Here is a 15,335-nt window from a genome sequence, read left to right on the forward strand (position 1 = left end):
TCGGCGATGGTTGTGAAGGGGGTGTTGCGAGGATGTGGCGGGACGCCGGGAATGTCGGTGGCCGGGTTTACGCTCACCTGCATGATCTGAAGCGGGCGGGGGAGGTGGCATCGCATGGCCGGACAGGACTGCCTGGCGGCGAACGACTGGATCTGCGGTGAGTACGTGCGCACGCGCAGCCAGGAGTTGCTGGACGCGGGTGTGCAACATCTGTGGATCACCGTGGCGTCGGTGGCGGCGGGCGTGCTGCTCGCGTTGCCGCTGGCCCTGCTCGCCCGGCGCTGGCGGGTGGCCGCGGCGCCGGTGATGGGGGTGACGACGGTGCTCTACACGATCCCGTCGCTGGCCCTCTTCTCGCTGCTGGTGCCGGTTTTCGGGATCTCCGCGTCGGTGGTCGTCACCGGTCTGACCCTGTACTCGCTCACCATCCTCGTCAGGAACTTCCTGGCCGGTCTGGACGCTGTGCCCGAGGACGCGCGGGAGGCCGCGCGCGGCATGGGCTACGGGCCGGTACGCCTGCTGTGGGAGGTCGAGCTCCCGCTGGCGCTGCCTGCGGTGATGGCGGGCGTGCGCATCGCCACGGTCGCCACGGTCTCCCTCACCACGGTCGGCGCGATCATCGGCTACGGGGGTCTCGGCAATCTCATCAAGGACGGCATGCAGAGCTTCTTCAAGGCGGAAGTGCTCACCGCGTCCGTGATCTGCGTGGTGTTCGCCCTCGTCGCCGATCTGCTGCTGCTCGGGGTGCAGCGGCTGCTCACGCCATGGACCAGGGCCGCCAAGGCGGTGGGCTGATGGGGACGATCCCCGGCGCGTGGCACTGGCTGACCACGGGCGCCAACTGGACCGGCACCGACGGAGTGCTGCAGCGGCTCGGCGAGCACCTGGTGCTGACCTCCGTGTCGTTGGCCATCGCCTGCCTCGTGGCCCTGCCGGTCGCGATCCTCCTCGGCCACCTCGGCAAGGGCGGCGCGCTCGCCGTGAACCTCTCGAACGTCGGGCGGGCGGTGCCCACCTTCGCCATCCTGGTGCTGCTCATCGTCGCGACGAACTCGGCGCGCTACTGGCCCACCATCATCGCACTGGTGCTGTTCGCCGTACCGCCGCTCCTCACCAACACCTACGTCGGCATGCGTCAGGTCGACCGGGACGCGGTGGAGGCCGCCCGCGGAATGGGGATGACCGGTGGCCAGCTGCTGGCCCGGGTGGAGCTACCGCTCGCGGCGCCCTTCGTCCTGAGCGGGGTGCGTTCGGCCGCCGTCCAGGTCGTCGCCACCGCCACGCTCGCCGCGATTCCCGGCGAGGGCGGCCTCGGCCGCATCATCACCGCGGGCTTCGCCCAGTTCGACACCCCGAAGGTCGTGGCGGGAGCGGTGCTCGTGGCCGCGTTCGCCCTGCTCGTGGAGGGAGTCTTCCTGTTGCTGCAGCGCCTGGTGTCCCCCACGCGGAAGTCCCGACCCGCCCGAAGACCTGCCCGTCCCACACATCAGATGGAGTTCTCATGAGCAAGGCCCTGCGCACCGCCACCGCCGTGGCCGCCGTGGCGGTCCTCTCCGCCGGCCTGGCGGCCTGCGGCGGCGACAGCCTGGAGAAGAGCGGGGGAGGTGGCAGTTCGTCGGCAGGCGGCGGCAAGGGTTCCCTGACCGTCGGCTCGGCCGGGTTCACCGAGAGCACGGTCCTCGCGCAGCTGTACGCGCAGTTGCTGACCGACGCCGGCTACAAGACCACGATCAAGACGGTCGACAACCGCGAGCTCTACGAACCCGCCCTGGAGAAGGGCCAGATAGACGTCGTCCCCGAGTACGCGGCCACGCTCGCGGAATTCCTCAACGCGAAGGCGAACGGCAAGGACGCCGCGCCCGTGGCCTCCTCCGACGTCGACGCCACCGTCACGGCGCTCACCGAACTCGCCGACCCGCGCGGGCTGAAGGTGCTGCCGGCCGGTGAGGCGGTCGACCAGAACGCGTTCGCGGTCACCAAGGACTTCGCGGAGAAGAACAACCTCAAGACCCTCTCCGACCTCGGCAAGTCGAAGATCAAGGTCAAGCTCGCCGCGGGCGAGGAGTGCTCCATCCGCCCCTTCTGCTCGCCCGGCCTGAAGAAGACCTACGGCATAGACGTCACGTCGGTCGACGCCAAGGGCGTCGGCACCGTCCAGGCCAAGCAGGCCGTCAAGGACGGCACCGACCAGCTGGTGCTCACCACGACCACGGACGCCACCCTCGACCAGTTCGGCCTGGTGCTCCTGGAGGACGACAGGGGCCTGCAGAACGCCGACAACGTGCTGCCCGTCGTCAACGCGAAGGAGGCCGGCGGGGCGGACGTCGCCGCGGCCCTGGACAAGCTCACCCAGGTGCTGACCACGGCCGACCTGACCGAGCTGAACAAGCAGGTGGACGCGGAGCGCAAGAAGCCCGAGGACGTGGCCGCCGACTACCTGAAGTCGAAGGGCCTGCTGAAGGGCTGAGGCCCCGGGGCCGACGGACGGTCCCGGACGGACAAGATCGACTAAATGGTGGCGGGAGGGCGTTCGCGTGACGTTTGGTGCACACGCGAGCGCCCTCCGTATTTGTCGTTGTGTGTTCGGTGAGAAATCGGATGCCGCGGCCCCACACGACGCACGGGCACGCTAAGTTCCCTTCCATGCCCCGTGGACGACACCGCCATTCCCAGCCGCTGCACCGGCTGCTCCCGCCCGTGACGGTCGCCGGCTCCGCCGCGGCCCTCGCCGTCGGCGCGCTGGTGATCGGTGATCCGGTGCTGCTCCGTGTGTTCGTCGTCGCGGCGGCCGGTGTCGCCGGTGGCGGCGCCTTCCTGCTGCGCAGCTGGGACCGTGCGGCCGGCAAGCAGGTCGCCGACCTGAAGACCGCGCGTGTGCGCGACGAGTGGCGTGCCGACGAGCGGATCGCGGAGCTCGAGGTGGACCTCGAGGACTCCCGCGAGCTGCGCGGCAAGCTGGAGAACAAGCTGCGCGGCAAGCGCGCCGAACTGGCCCGGCTCCGCACGGAGCACGCGGACCTGCTGCGCCGCTACGCCACCGCCGAGTCCGAGCGGGCCCGCGCCCTGGAGGACGGCCGCGTCGCCAAGAAGGCGGTCGGCTCCGCGCTGCCCGTGCCCTACACCTCGCCGGTCAGCCCGGCCGCGTACCTGCGGGCCGCCTCCGCGCTGCGGGACCTGTCGCGCAACGGCGCCCGCCAGCAGGCCGCGCTCACCGTCGAGGAGGCGCGCCGCCGCGACCTCGCCGACACCGACGAGCCGCAGGGCAGGCACGCGCTGGACCCGGCCGTCCGTGAGCGTCCCGCCGACGCCACCACCAGCGGCAGCGGGAACACCCCGGCGCTGCCGGTGCGCCAGCCCAAGCTCGTCCCGGCGGTCGCAGCAGCCGTGCTGCCGTACGCCAAGCCCAACCGGCAGGCCAGCCGAGCCCAGGGCGGCTTCGACTTCTTCGGCACGAAGAACGAGAAGGCCCGCCCCCAGGAACTGGAACCGGCCGGCGAGGCGGCGCCTGCGGGGGCGGACCTCGCCGACGTCGTCGGGGACGAGGCCGTGGCCGAGCAGGCCGAGGTCATCGACCTGACCGTGCACGACGAGACCGAGCAGCTGGACCTCAGCGAGCTGCGCGCCCAGTCCTCCTGACGCCCGGCTTCCCGACGTCCGGCGGGCCGCCCGCGGGCGGCCCGCCGGTCACTTGTCGATGTCGCCGACGACGAAGAACATCGAGCCCAGGATCGCCACCATGTCGGCGATCAGCGTGCCCGGCAGCAGTACGGCGAGCGCCTGGATGTTGTTGTAGGACGCCGAGCGCAGCTTCAGCCGGTACGGCGTCTTCTCGCCCTTGGAGACCAGGTAGTAGCCGTTGAGCCCGAGCGGGTTCTCGGTCCAGGCGTACGTGTGGCCCTCGGGGGCCTTGAGCACCTTCGGCAGCCGCTGGTTGACGGGTCCCGGGGGCAGCTCGGCCAGCCGGTCGAGGCACGCGTCGGCGAGGTCCAGGGCGACGTGGGTCTGCTCCAGCAGCACCTCGAAGCGGGCCAGGCAGTCGCCCTCGGTGCGGGTGGGGACCTTCAGGGTGTCCGCCAACTCCCCGTAGGCCAGGTACGGCTCGTCCCGGCGCAGGTCGAAGTCGACGCCCGAGGCGCGGGCGATCGGCCCGCTCACCCCGTACGCGTGCACGTCCCGCGCGGCGAGGACGCCGACGCCGCGGGTGCGGCCGCGGAAGATCTCGTTGCCGAGGACCAGGTCGTCGAAGGTCCCCATGCGCGAGCGCACGGCGGCGACGGCGGCCCGGACCCGGCCGTGCCAGCCGCTCGGGAGGTCCTCCTTGAGGCCGCCGACGCGGTTGAACATGTAGTGCATGCGGCCGCCGGAGACCTCCTCCATGACCGCCTGCAGGTCCTCGCGCTCGCGGAACGCGTGGAAGATCGGGGTGATCCCGCCCAGTTCGAGGGGGTAGGAGCCGAGGAACATCAGGTGGTTGAGCACCCGGTTCAGCTCGGCGAGCAGGGTGCGGGTCCACACGGCACGCTCGGGCACCTCCATGCCGAGCATGCGCTCCACGGCGAGCACGACACCGAGTTCGTTGGAGAAGGCGGAGAGCCAGTCGTGCCGGTTGGCCAGCATGATGATCTGGCGGTAGTCCCGGGCCTCGAAGAGCTTCTCGGCGCCCCGGTGCATGTACCCGATGACCGGCTCGGCCGAGCCGATCCGCTCGCCGTCCAGGCTCAGGCGCAGGCGCAGCACCCCGTGCGTCGAGGGGTGCTGCGGGCCGATGTTCAGCACCATGTCGGTGCCTTCGGCCGCGCCGCCGATGCCGATCGTGGTCTCCGTCATGGGCCCAGTTTCCCATCCCTTTACGCGTCCCGGGGCGTGCCCCCCGCAGCTTCCGCGGCGGCCGGCACGGGCTGCTCCAGCCAGAGGAAGCCGCCGAGACCGGACGGCTCGGTGAGCTCGGCCGCCTGACCCGCGCGGGCCAGGGCACGCACGTAGCCGGCGGGGTCGGAGGAGGCCAGGGACAGTGGCGGGCGGGCCCCGGTGACCCCCAGGGCACCCAGGGCCTCGCGCTGGGTGTGCAGGACCGCCCCGGGGCCCGCGCAGGCGTCCATCGCCACGTGCGCCGTGATGTCGCAGGAGCCGTCGGGCACGGGCGGTGAGACCTCGCGGCCCGCCCGGAACGCGGTGAGCGTCCCGTACGGCGGGCGGGCCCCGGCCACGTGGCCGTAGTCGACCGCGACGGCGAGCCCGGTCTCCAGACAGTCCACCGCGGCCGCCCAGGCGGAATCCCGCCAGCGGCCGATCTCCGCCCGGGTCCCGGCCTCCGCGCCCTCGACCGGCCACCAGCGGCGCAGCCAGGCGGCGTCCTCCCCGGACACGGCGTCGCCGAGGCGCTCGGCGCCGTTCGAGGCGCGGACGAGGACGTGGCGGGGCACACCGTGCGCGTCGGTCTCCGCCACCGCGACCGGCACGTTGTCCAGCCACTCGTTGGCGAAGAGCAGGCCCCGCAGGCCCCGCGGGAGCTCGTCGGACCAGGTCACCCGGGCGTCCAGGCCGTCCGGTCGGGGGGCCTTCTCCACCGCGTGGGGCCGCAGGCGGGCGCGCAACGTGGCGGGAACCACATCGAGCACCCCCGTGAGCAGTTCCCCGGCGCCCGCGCCGACGTCCACCAGGGCCAGCTCGCCGGGGTGCCCGAGGTCCGCGTCGACGCGCTCCAGGAGCCGGGCGACGGCGCCCGCGAACAGCGGCGAGGCATGCACCGAGGTGCGGAAATGGGCGGCCGGGCGCTCCCGGCGGAAGAAGCCTCCCGGGCCGTACAGGGCCCGCTCCGTGGCCTCCCGCCACCCCGTCCACGCGGCTGTGCTGTCGATCACGTCTCCACCGTATGTGCACAACCCGGGGCTTCGGACGGTTGAGCGGTCCATCACCGGTTCCAGGTAGGGTGCCGTGGTCAGAGGTGTGTCCGCCCGTGACGGCCGCGGATGAATCGATCATGAACATTCGGCCACCGCGTGAGCGTACGCCTATTGCCGGATGGCCCGGTACTGACAGGTGCTGTGCAAGTGACAGGCAGTGGAAGGTGAAGAGCGGATGACGGCCGGCAACAACGGTGCCCCCGAGCCCGGGAGTGACGACCCCTTCGCGTACCTGTACCGCCAGGACGGCGAGGAGCCGGGTCAGGCGGCTGCTGCCCAGCCCGGTGTGCCCCGCACCTCGTACAACCAGGTGCAGCGGGTCGGTGAGCGGCGCCAGCAGCAGCCGCAGCAGGGCGGCTACGGCTACCCGCAGCAGCAGCCCGCGTACGGCCAGCAGGCGCCCTCCTATGGTCAGCCGCAGCCCCAGCAGGCACAGGCGACCCAGCAGTTCCCCCAGGGCCCCGCAGGCCCGTCGGGACCGGCCGGCGGCGGCAGCCGGCGCGCCGCGTCCCCGCGTGCCGGCGGCCCCAACAGCAAGGGCCTGCTGATCGGCGCCGTCGCCGTGGTCGCCGCCGTCGCGATCGGCATCGGCGTCGCCATGGCGGGCGGTGACGACAAGACCCCGCAGGCGGGCGGCGGCTCCACGCCGACCGCGAGCAGCGACGGCGGCAAGGACGACAGCTCCGGCGAGCCCTCGGCCTCGGCGAGCGCGACCGTTCCGGGAGTCGTGGACGCGGCCACCCTGAAGCTGGCCGGCGGTGCCACGATCGCCACCGGCGTCTCCGGCGGCAAGGGTGCCGACGGCAAGTACGTCGCCGGGATGGAGTCCGTGGGTGCCTCCGCCACGTGGAACTTCTCCGTTCCCGAGGACGGCGCGTACACGCTGTTCGTGGAATACACCGTGCCGGGCGCCGACGGGAACGCCACGATCACCGTCAACGGCGAGAAGCAGCAGCGGCCCATGAGCCTGCGGAACTTCGCGCACGCCAAGCCTGGTGACTACGAGGGCGGCTGGACCAAGTCCTACAGCTACATCCGGCTGAAGCAGGGCGAGAACACGGTGGCCCTGTCCTGCGAGGCGGGCAACCAGTGCAACTACTACCTCGACCAGGTCTCGGTCGAGCAGGGCGAGCACAAGGGCTAACGCCCCGTCTCCTCCGAGCACAGCACCTCGACCCGCCCCAGCAGGTCCTCGTACACCCCGCGGTCGAACTCGCCCGCCACCGGTGCCGCCACGGTGGCCGCCGAGAGGGCGACGGCGCGGGCCAGGCGCCGCGGCCAGTCGAGGCCCTCGACGAGCCCGGAGAGCAGGGCGGCGACGGCGGAGTCGCCGGCGCCGGCGGGATTGCCCGGGAGGGGCGCCGGCGGCCGGGCGGTCCACACGGTGCCGTCCTCGGCGAGGGCGAGCATGCCGTCGGGGCCGAGCGAGGCGGCGACGGCGCGGGCGCCGCGGCGGCGGGCGTCACGGGCGGCGCGCATGGGCTCCGTCGCGCCGGTGAGCCCGGTCAGTTCGGCGGCGTTGGGCTTGACCAGATCGGGCCGGGCGGCCAGGCCGCGCCGCAGCGGCTCACCGCTGGTGTCCAGCAGCACCGGGACGCCAGCGGCGCGGGCGTCCCGCACGAGTTCGGCGTAGCAGCCGACCGGCAGTCCCGGCGGGAGGCTGCCGCACAGCGCCACGGCGCGCGCCGCGCCGCCGTCCAGGAACTTGCGGTACGTACCGAGGAAGGCCGCCCACTCCTGCGAGGTGATCGTCGGGCCGGGCTCGTTGAACATCGTGGTGTCGCCGCCCGACTCGTCCACGACGCCCACCGTCCGCCGGGTGCTGCCGGAAGTGGGCACGAGGGCGTCCGTGACGCCGTCGATCCCCGTCAGGTAGGCCCGCAGCCGGTCACCGGACGCGCCGCCCGCGAAGCCGGTCGCGACGGCCTCGTGGCCGAGCGCGGCGAGGACGCGGGCGACGTTCAGCCCCTTGCCGCCGGGACGTTCCGCGGCCTCCGACACCCGGTGGGTGGTGTGCGGCCGCAGCCGGGGGACGCGGTAGGTCACGTCGATGGCGGCGTTCAGCGTGACGGTGACGATCACCGCATGATCCCTTCGAACAGCGTGTGCGATGGGAAGGGATCATGCCAAAGGAACGCCCGGAGGCACAGACCCCGCCGCCTGGGGGTCCGTCAGGGCTCGACGACCCAGCTGCCCTTCCGCATCACGCCCACGAGGTCGAACGACGCGTCCAGGACCACCAGGTCGGCGTCCTTGCCCGGCTCCAGGGAGCCGATCCGGTCGTAGGCGCCCAGCAGTCGCGCCGGGTTGGCGCTCAGCGCGCGCACGGCGTCGCCGACGGGCAGCCCGTCCACGGTCACCGCCCGCTTGAACGCGGTGTCCAGGGTCAGCGTGGAACCTGCGATGGAGCCGCCCTCGACGAGCCGGGCTACGCCGTCGACGACGTCGACCTCCATCGGGCCCAGCAGGTAGCGGCCGTCGCCGAAGCCGGCCGCGTCCATGGCGTCGGTGATGAAGGCGACCCGGTCGGCCCCGGCGCTGCGGAACGCCATCTCCAGGACGGCCGGGTGCAGGTGGACGCCGTCGTTGATGAGCTCGACGGTGACCCGCTCGTCCTCCAGCAGCGCGGCGATCGGGCCGGGTGCGCGGTGCAGCAGCGCGGGCATGGCGTTGAACAGGTGCGTCGCCACGGTCGCGCCCGCCTCGACGGCCTGCAGGGTGGCCTCGTACGCGGCGTCGGTGTGGCCGACGGCGGCGATGACGCCGTGCTCGGCCAGCAGCCGCACCGAGTCGAGCCCGCCGGGCAGTTCGGGGGCGAGGGTCACCATGCGCGCGGTGCCGCGGGCGGCGTCGAGCAGCTTGCGGACGTCCGAGGGGTGCGGGTCGCGCAGCAGCGAGGGCTTGTGCGCGCCGCGCCGGTGCGGGGAGATGAACGGCCCCTCGAAGTGGATGCCGGCCAGGTCGCCCTGCTCGACCAGTTCGGACAGCAGCGCGGCCTGCCGGGACAGGTCGTCCAGGTCCCCGGTGACCGTCGAGGCGAGCAGGGTGGTGGTGCCGTGCCGCCGGTGGGTGGCGACGCCGGTGAGGACGGCCTCGGCGTCACCGGAGGAGAAGGACGCGCCGCCGCCGCCGTGCACGTGGATGTCGACGAAGCCGGGGACGATCCAGTGTCCGGCCAGGTCGCGGGTGGACGCCTGGAGCGGGTCGTTCGCGACGATCGAGCGGCCCTCGACGGTCAGCCGGCCGTCCTCGACCACGCCGTCCGGCAGCACCACACGGGCACCGGTCAGCACGCTAGTTGCCGCAGTCAAGCGGTCACCTCCACGGAGAGAAGATCCCAGGCGAGCAGCCCTGCGCCCAGGCATCCGGCGGTGTCCCCGAGGGCCGCCGGCACGATGAGGGGGAGTTGCTGGAAGGTCAGCCGCCGCTCGACGGCGGCCCGCAGCGGTGCGAAGAGGGTGTCGCCGGCCTCGGCGAGCCCGCCGCCGACGATCAGTGTTCCCGGGGTCATCAGGGTGATCCCGGTGACCAGGCCGTCGGCGAGGGCGGCGACGACCTCGTCCCACACGGCCGCCGCGCGGGGGTCGCCCGCCTCGACGGCGGCGGCGCAGCCGGCGGCCCCGGCGTCCGGGCTCCCGCCCGCGGCCTCCCAGGCGCGGGCCACGGCGGCGGCGGAGGCAGCCGTCTCCAGGCAGCCCCGCTGGCCGCAGCCGCAGACCGGGCCGCCAGGGCGGACGACGACGTGCCCGAGCTCGGTGGCCTCGACACGGCCCTCGATGCCGATCGCCCCGGCGATGCCGGTGCCCAGCGCCACGAACAGGAAGCGCTCGGCGCCCCGCCCGGCGCCCAGCCGGCCCTCGGCGAGGCCGCCGGCGCGCACGTCGTGGCCGAGGGCGACGGGGGTGCCGTCGAGGCGGCGGGTGAGCAGGTCGCGCAGGGGCGCGTCGCGCCAGCCGAGGTTCGCGGAGTAGACCGCGATGCCGGCCCGCTCGTCGACCAGCCCGGGCACGGCGACGCCGGCCGCGGCGGCGGGCTCGCCGTAAGCGCTTTCGCCGTAGGTACGAAGGTCCGCGGCGAAGTCGAGCACGGAGTCGACCACGGCACCCGGGCCGCGCTCCCGGCCGGTCGGGCGGCGTGCCTCGTGCAGCAGCGTGCCGTCCGCCGCGACCAGGGCGGCCTTCATGCCGGTGCCGCCCACATCGAGGGCGATGACGTGTCTCACGGGGGACAGTGTCGCGCGGGACCCCGCAAAAGGTCTAGTCCACTCGTCGAAAGAGATCGCGTGCCGCGTGCGAACGGGCGCCGGGCGGGGTCGCGGGCGCGAACCCCGAGTGGTGTAGACCTCATAAGGGAGGTCGGGTCGGGACTCCGTGTGACCGGAGGGACACCCGGCGCATCCGCCGGGCGGGGCGCGGATATGGTGGTCGGATGGAACGGGACGAGACCGGGGCGGACGCCCCCGCGGACGGGCTGACGGAGCAGGACCGCGCCGTCCTCGACATCGCCCGCCGCACGTGGGCCGGACCCGGCGCGAAGGAACGCGCCGTCCGCGAACGCCTCGGCATCTCCCCCACGCGCTACTACCAGCTCCTCAACGCCCTCCTCGACGACCCCCGCGCCCTCGCGCACGACCCCGTCACGGTCAACCGCCTCCGCCGCACCCGCGACACCCACCGCACCACCCGCTGACGCCCCCGCCCCGCGCGGCGGTGCGATGGCTGCCCCCGCCGGTGACCGGTTGTCCGGGGTTCGGGCGGCGGGGTGGGAGAGCCGCGCAGGAGCGGTGGATCCGCGGCGGACACCACCAGTCCGCGCCCATCCTTCCGGCACTGCGATGGCTGCCCCCGCCGGTGACAGTTGCCGGGGTCCGGGCGAGTGGGTGGGTGGGAGACCGCCCGCCGCCGGCGCGGCGATGGGGTGGGAGACCCGCGCAGGCGCGGTGGATCCGCGGCGGACACCACGGGTCCGCGCCGATCCTCGCGGCGGTGCGATGTCCGGGGTTCGGATGGGTGGGTGGGAGACAGCCCGCCGCAGGCGCGGCGGACCCGCGGGCGCGACGGCGGGGTGGGAGAGCCGCGCAGGCGCGGTGGATCCGCGGCGGACACCACCAGTCCGCGCCCATCCTTCCGGCAGTGAGATGGGCGTCCCTGCCGGTGACCGGTGGTCCGGGGTTCGGGTGGGTGGGTGGGAGACCGCCCGCCGCAGGCGCGGCGGAGCCGCGGGCGGCGACGGCGGGTTGCCGTGCGGTGGGCGCCGCCGGTCCGCGCGGTGCGAGGTCCCCTCCTTGCGGCGGTGCGATGGGCGTCCCTGTCGGTGACCGGTGGTCCGGGGTTCGGGTGGGTGGGAGACCGCCCGCCGCAGGCGCGGCGGACCCGCGGGCGGCGACGGAGAACACTGCCGGAAGCGGGATGCTTCCGTACGCCGGGCATGCCCCCCGCAGGGGTCGGTATGGTCGGGGGCATGAGCCGCAGCCGCAGGGACGAACTGCCGGTACCCACGACGCCCGAGGGCAAGGACGGCCTGGCCGCACTGCTCGCGGAGCCCCGCAGGGCCGTGCTGGCCCTGGACTTCGACGGGACGCTGGCGCCGATCGTGCCGGATCCGGACGCCGCGCGGGCGCATCCCCGCGCGGCCGCCGCACTGGCCCGGCTGGCGCCGCGGATCGGGTCCGTCGTGGTCGTGACGGGCCGTCCCGCGGGCGTGGCCGTGCGGTACGGGGGCTTCGCCGGCGTGCCGGCCCTGGAGCACATGGTCGTGCTGGGCCACTACGGCGCCGAGCGCTGGGACGCCCGTTCCGGCGAGGTCAAGGCGCCCGGCGCGCACCCCGGGGTCAACGCGGTGCGCGCGGAACTGCCGGGCGTGCTGGACGCGATCGGGGCGTGGCACGGCACGTGGGTGGAGGACAAGGGCCGCGCCGTGGCCGTCCACACGCGCCGCACGGAGGATCCGCAGGCCGCGTTCGAGGCGCTGAGCGGACCGCTGCGCGATCTGGCCGACCGGCACGGGCTGATCGTGGAGCCGGGCCGGATGGTGCTGGAACTGCGGCCGCCCGGCATGGACAAGGGCGTGGCCCTCAACGACTACCTGCGGGAGGTCGGCGCCGGTCCCGTGCTGTACGCCGGTGACGACCTGGGCGACCTGGCCGCCTTCGGGGCCGTGGAGAAGCGGCGCGCCGACGGCCTGCCCGGTGTGCTGGTGTGCAGCGGCAGCGCGGAGGTGGCCGAACTGGCCGCCCGGGCCGACCTCGTCGTGGACGGCCCGGAGGGCGTCGTGGCGCTCGTCGACGCCCTCGCGGACGCCCTGGAGGAGCGGGACGGTCAGGACGGGTCCGAGAGCCAGCCGCCGGTCAGCGACTGAACCGCGGACCCGTCGAGGTCCGCGAGCTTCACGCCCGTGAACTCCCGGGCCCGCGGGGAGGTCTGGACGCGGAAGGGCGGCCGCTCGGCGCCGAGCACCTCGACGATGGGCGCCGCGGCCTCGTCGATGGTCTGGGCGGCCGTGAACGCCTGCGTGGTCCGGTCGAGGTAGTGGGTGAACGCGGGCCGGTAGGGGCCCGCGGCCGCCGCGTACGCGGGGATGTCGATGCCGAGGTTGGCGACGAACTCGCTGCCGACCGCGCCCGGTTCGACGACGCTCACGGTGACCCCGACCGCGGCCGCCACGGGCGCGAGCGCCTCCATGTAGCCCTCGACCGCGAACTTCGCGGCGCAGTAGGCCTCGTTGAAGGGCTGCCCCACGACGCCGCCCACGCTGGTGACGGTGACCAGCCGCCCGGCGGAGGCGCGCAGGTGGGGCATCGCGGCCTTGGTGACCTCGACGACGCCGAAGAAGTTGACCTCCATCGTCGCGCGGACGTCCGCGACCGTCTCCAACTCGATCGTGCCGACGTGCCCGGCGCCGGCGTTGTTGACCACCGCGTCCAGGCTGCCGAACTCCACGACGACGTCCTCCACCACCGCGGCGACCAGCCGGGCGTCGGTCACGTCCAGCCGCTTCACGTGGACGTGTTCGGCGACCCCCGCCCCGGCCGCGGCCTTGCGGAGGGCGTCCGCCTTCCCGGGGTCGCGCATGGTCGCGACGACGTTCCAGCCGGCGCGGGCGGCGGCCACGGCGGTGGCCAGGCCGATGCCTGAGGAGGTGCCGGTGATCAGGACGGTCCTGGGGGTGCCGGTGGTCATGGGGTGGCTCTCGCTCTCTGCCGGGCCGTGCGGGTGCGCAGGTGCGCGGGTGCGCGGGTACTGATGACGGCACCCTAGACAGCCCGGGGGCCTCCGCCCGGTCAGCCCCGGCCCGCGGCGTCCGCGTCGTGGACGAGGAGGGCGATCTGGACCCGGTTGTTCAGGCCGAGCTTGCCGAGGATGCGGGAGACGTGGGTCTTCACCGTCGGCACGCTCATGTGGAGCCCGGCCGCGATGTCCGCGTTGGACCGGCCCTCCCCGATGGCGAGGGCCACCTCGTGCTCCCGCTCGCCCAGCGACGCGAGCCTGCGCCGTGCGGTGGCCCGCGCGCCCCTTCCTCCAGCGCCGGAGTCGGCGACCTGGGCGATCAACTGCCGTGTCACCGCCGGGGACAGCACCGGTTCGCCGGCCGCCACCTTCCGTACCGCCTCGACGATCTCGCGCGGCGCGGTGTCCTTCAGGACGAAGCCCGCCGCGCCCGCGCGCAGCGCCCGCAGTACGTGCTCGTCGGTGTTGAAGGTGGTCAGCACGATCACCTCGGGCGCGCCCGGCCGCGCCCGCAGCGCCTCGGTGGCCGCGAGGCCGTCCACGACGGGCATGCGGATGTCCATCAGCACCACGTCGGGGGAGTGCTCCTGGACCAGTGCCGCCACCTCGCCGCCGTCGGCCGCCTCGGCGACGACCTCGACGTCCGGCGCCCCGCCCAGCATCATCCGCAGCCCGGCCCGCACCAGCGGGTCGTCGTCCACCAGCAGCAGCCGCACCATCGTCACGCCGCCCACGGTAGCCAGGCGCGCAGCCGGAAGTCCCCGCCGGCCCGGCCGTGCTCCAGGTCGCCCCCGGCGAGCGAGGCCCGCTCCGTCAGCCCGATCAGCCCCTGCCCGGCGCCGGGGATGGCCGGCACCACGGCCGCCGCGGCCGGCACCGGGTTGCTGACCTCGACGGTCAGCCCCCGCACGGGACCGCCGGCGAGCCGCACGGTCACCTCCGTGCCGGGGGCGTGCTTGCGTGCGTTGGTCAGCCCCTCCTGCACGATCCGGTACGCCGTGCGCCCCGAGGCGGCGGGCGCCGCCGCCACGGCGTAGTCGTCCGCCTCCAGCACGATCCGCATCCCGGCGTCCCGGGACTCCTCGACCAGTCGCGGCAGGTCGGCCAGCGTCGGCTGCGGCCGTCCGCCCGCGCCGTCCGCCGCACCGGAACCGTCCGGCTCGCGCAGGACGCCGATGATGCCGCGCAGGTCGTCCAGCGCCTGGTGCGCGCTCTCCCGGATCACCCCGGCGGCCCGCTCGATCTCCGCGGGGGACGCCCCCGGGTGGAACTCCAGCGCTCCCGCGTGGACGCTCAGCAGCGACAGCCGGTGCGCCAGCACGTCATGCATCTCCCGGGCGATCTCCTCGCGCGCCTGCCGCCGTCCGCGCTCGGCGTACGAGGCCAGCAACTGGCGCCGGGAGCGTACGTAGAGCCCCCAGCCGATCGAGCCCGCCATGATCACGAAGAAGGTCGTCGCCGAGCCGGTCTCCGGCAGGTCCGGGTCGGGCCCCCGCGCCATGAACAGCGGCAGCGGAGCGAACGCCAGGGCCGCCACCCAGGCCGTCGTGCGCAGCGGCCGGTGCGCCGCCACGGTGAAGACCGCCACCGCGGTCGGGCCGCCGACCAGGTGCGCGAACCACCCGGTCACCAGCAGCACCACCGCCAGCTGCACCGGCCACCGCCGCCGCAGGAACAGCGCCGCGCACGCGGCCGCGCTGACCGCCTGCTCGACGGGCCCGACCTGGGCACCCACCCCGTCCACGGACAGCACGGAGAAGGCCGCCGCACCGAGGAAGACCGCGATGTCGGCGACGATGTCCTTCCGTACGCGTCGCATTCCCCGAATGTACGGTCCCGAGGCGCCGGCACCACCCCCGCGCCCCAGGTCGAGACTTTCGGACGACAGCCCGCGCGCGATCGGCGACTTTCGCCGACAGCCCGCGCGGGCACGTGCTCCCTAGCCTCGTGGCATGAAGGGTTTCCTCGGTTTCCTCAGCTTCGTGCTGCTCTCCCAGGGCATCGGAGGCATCGCCTACGAGCTCACCGGCGGCTGGTTCCGTCTGTGGGCACTGACCCACCGGATCGGCTTCCTGGACGGTTACGAGATCTACGTGTGCGTCCTCCTGCTCGTCCTCGGCGTCGCGGTCCTCTCCGTGGCGGAGTCGGTGGGCAAGCGCTCCTGACGCCCGGTCGCGCCCGGTCGCGCACGGCCCGCCCCGGTCCC

At 74.1% G+C, this 15,335-nt stretch carries 16 protein-coding genes; 8 read left to right on the forward strand and 8 right to left on the reverse strand.

Going from position 1 to position 15,335, the window contains the following annotated elements:
• Positions 1-114 precede the first annotated feature (114 nt).
• From ACFYYN_RS02455 to ACFYYN_RS02470, 4 genes are all read left to right on the forward strand, one after another.
• Positions 115-795, forward strand: a complete 681-nt coding sequence (locus ACFYYN_RS02455) for an ABC transporter permease (RefSeq protein WP_500544388.1) — start codon at positions 115-117, stop codon at positions 793-795.
• Positions 795-1,505 (forward strand): ABC transporter permease, encoded by a 711-nt coding sequence (locus tag ACFYYN_RS02460; RefSeq protein ID WP_500544389.1) that lies wholly within the window; start codon positions 795-797, stop codon positions 1,503-1,505. The genes ACFYYN_RS02455 and ACFYYN_RS02460 overlap by 1 nt, the downstream gene beginning before the upstream one ends.
• Positions 1,502-2,467, forward strand: coding sequence for an ABC transporter substrate-binding protein (locus ACFYYN_RS02465; protein WP_500544390.1), 966 nt, complete (start codon positions 1,502-1,504; stop codon positions 2,465-2,467). Before ACFYYN_RS02460 ends, ACFYYN_RS02465 begins: the two co-directional genes overlap by 4 nt.
• 176 nt (positions 2,468-2,643) lie before the next feature.
• Entirely contained in the window at positions 2,644-3,636 is a 993-nt protein-coding gene (locus tag ACFYYN_RS02470; protein ID WP_500322732.1) for a hypothetical protein, read from the forward strand.
• Between the two features lie 48 nt (positions 3,637-3,684).
• On the opposite strand, the gene ACFYYN_RS02475 is transcribed toward ACFYYN_RS02470, so the two are convergent.
• Positions 3,685-4,827 (reverse strand): NADH-quinone oxidoreductase subunit D, encoded by a 1,143-nt coding sequence (locus ACFYYN_RS02475; protein ID WP_500357848.1) that lies wholly within the window; start codon positions 4,825-4,827, stop codon positions 3,685-3,687.
• Between the two features lie 20 nt (positions 4,828-4,847).
• Positions 4,848-5,861 carry an SAM-dependent methyltransferase gene (locus ACFYYN_RS02480; RefSeq protein ID WP_500544391.1) on the reverse strand — a complete coding sequence of 338 codons (1,014 nt, stop codon included), beginning with the start codon at positions 5,859-5,861 and terminating at the stop codon, positions 4,848-4,850.
• A gap of 217 nt (positions 5,862-6,078) precedes the next feature.
• Between ACFYYN_RS02480 and ACFYYN_RS02485 the strand changes: the two genes are divergently transcribed.
• The gene (locus ACFYYN_RS02485) at positions 6,079-7,047 is read left to right on the forward strand and encodes a carbohydrate-binding protein (protein WP_500544392.1); all 969 of its coding nucleotides are present in this window, start codon (positions 6,079-6,081) and stop codon (positions 7,045-7,047) included.
• Here the strand turns inward: ACFYYN_RS02485 and ACFYYN_RS02490 are convergent.
• The 3 genes from ACFYYN_RS02490 to ACFYYN_RS02500 all read right to left on the reverse strand — a co-directional run bounded on the left by ACFYYN_RS02490 (position 7,044) and on the right by ACFYYN_RS02500 (position 10,125).
• A complete protein-coding gene (locus tag ACFYYN_RS02490; RefSeq protein ID WP_500544393.1) occupies positions 7,044-7,985 on the reverse strand; it encodes a 1-phosphofructokinase family hexose kinase in 942 nt (313 codons plus the stop codon). The two genes, ACFYYN_RS02485 and ACFYYN_RS02490, sit on opposite strands and share 4 nt — an antisense overlap.
• Before the next feature lie 89 nt (positions 7,986-8,074).
• A complete protein-coding gene (nagA, locus tag ACFYYN_RS02495) occupies positions 8,075-9,268 on the reverse strand; it encodes an N-acetylglucosamine-6-phosphate deacetylase (RefSeq protein ID WP_500357843.1) in 1,194 nt (397 codons plus the stop codon).
• Positions 9,211-10,125, reverse strand: coding sequence for an ROK family protein (locus ACFYYN_RS02500; protein ID WP_500322740.1), 915 nt, complete (start codon positions 10,123-10,125; stop codon positions 9,211-9,213). The genes nagA and ACFYYN_RS02500 overlap by 58 nt, the downstream gene beginning before the upstream one ends.
• 206 nt (positions 10,126-10,331) lie before the next feature.
• Here ACFYYN_RS02500 and ACFYYN_RS02505 point away from each other — a divergent pair, with 206 nt between their 5' ends.
• A complete protein-coding gene (locus ACFYYN_RS02505; protein WP_499512503.1) occupies positions 10,332-10,592 on the forward strand; it encodes a DUF3263 domain-containing protein in 261 nt (86 codons plus the stop codon).
• A 771-nt stretch (positions 10,593-11,363) separates the two neighbouring features.
• A complete protein-coding gene (otsB, locus tag ACFYYN_RS02510; RefSeq protein ID WP_500322741.1) occupies positions 11,364-12,260 on the forward strand; it encodes a trehalose-phosphatase in 897 nt (298 codons plus the stop codon).
• Here otsB and ACFYYN_RS02515 read toward each other — a convergent pair.
• From ACFYYN_RS02515 to ACFYYN_RS02525, 3 genes are all read right to left on the reverse strand, one after another.
• A complete protein-coding gene (locus tag ACFYYN_RS02515) occupies positions 12,221-13,081 on the reverse strand; it encodes an SDR family NAD(P)-dependent oxidoreductase (protein ID WP_500544394.1) in 861 nt (286 codons plus the stop codon). The two genes, otsB and ACFYYN_RS02515, sit on opposite strands and share 40 nt — an antisense overlap.
• A 101-nt stretch (positions 13,082-13,182) precedes the next feature.
• Positions 13,183-13,848 carry a response regulator transcription factor gene (locus tag ACFYYN_RS02520; protein ID WP_499516872.1) on the reverse strand — a complete coding sequence of 222 codons (666 nt, stop codon included), beginning with the start codon at positions 13,846-13,848 and terminating at the stop codon, positions 13,183-13,185.
• Positions 13,849-13,850: 2 nt separating this feature from the next.
• The gene (locus ACFYYN_RS02525; protein WP_500544395.1) at positions 13,851-14,948 is read right to left on the reverse strand and encodes a sensor histidine kinase; all 1,098 of its coding nucleotides are present in this window, start codon (positions 14,946-14,948) and stop codon (positions 13,851-13,853) included.
• Between the two features lie 133 nt (positions 14,949-15,081).
• On the opposite strand from ACFYYN_RS02525, the gene ACFYYN_RS02530 reads away from it, so the two are divergent.
• Complete coding sequence (locus ACFYYN_RS02530) at positions 15,082-15,294, forward strand: hypothetical protein (RefSeq protein WP_500544396.1); 213 nt, start codon at positions 15,082-15,084, stop codon at positions 15,292-15,294.
• Positions 15,295-15,335: the final 41 nt, after the last annotated feature.

It is taken from the genome of Streptomyces sp. NPDC001902 (genome assembly GCF_042891295.1).
Classification (GTDB): Bacteria; Actinomycetota; Actinomycetes; order Streptomycetales; family Streptomycetaceae; genus Actinacidiphila.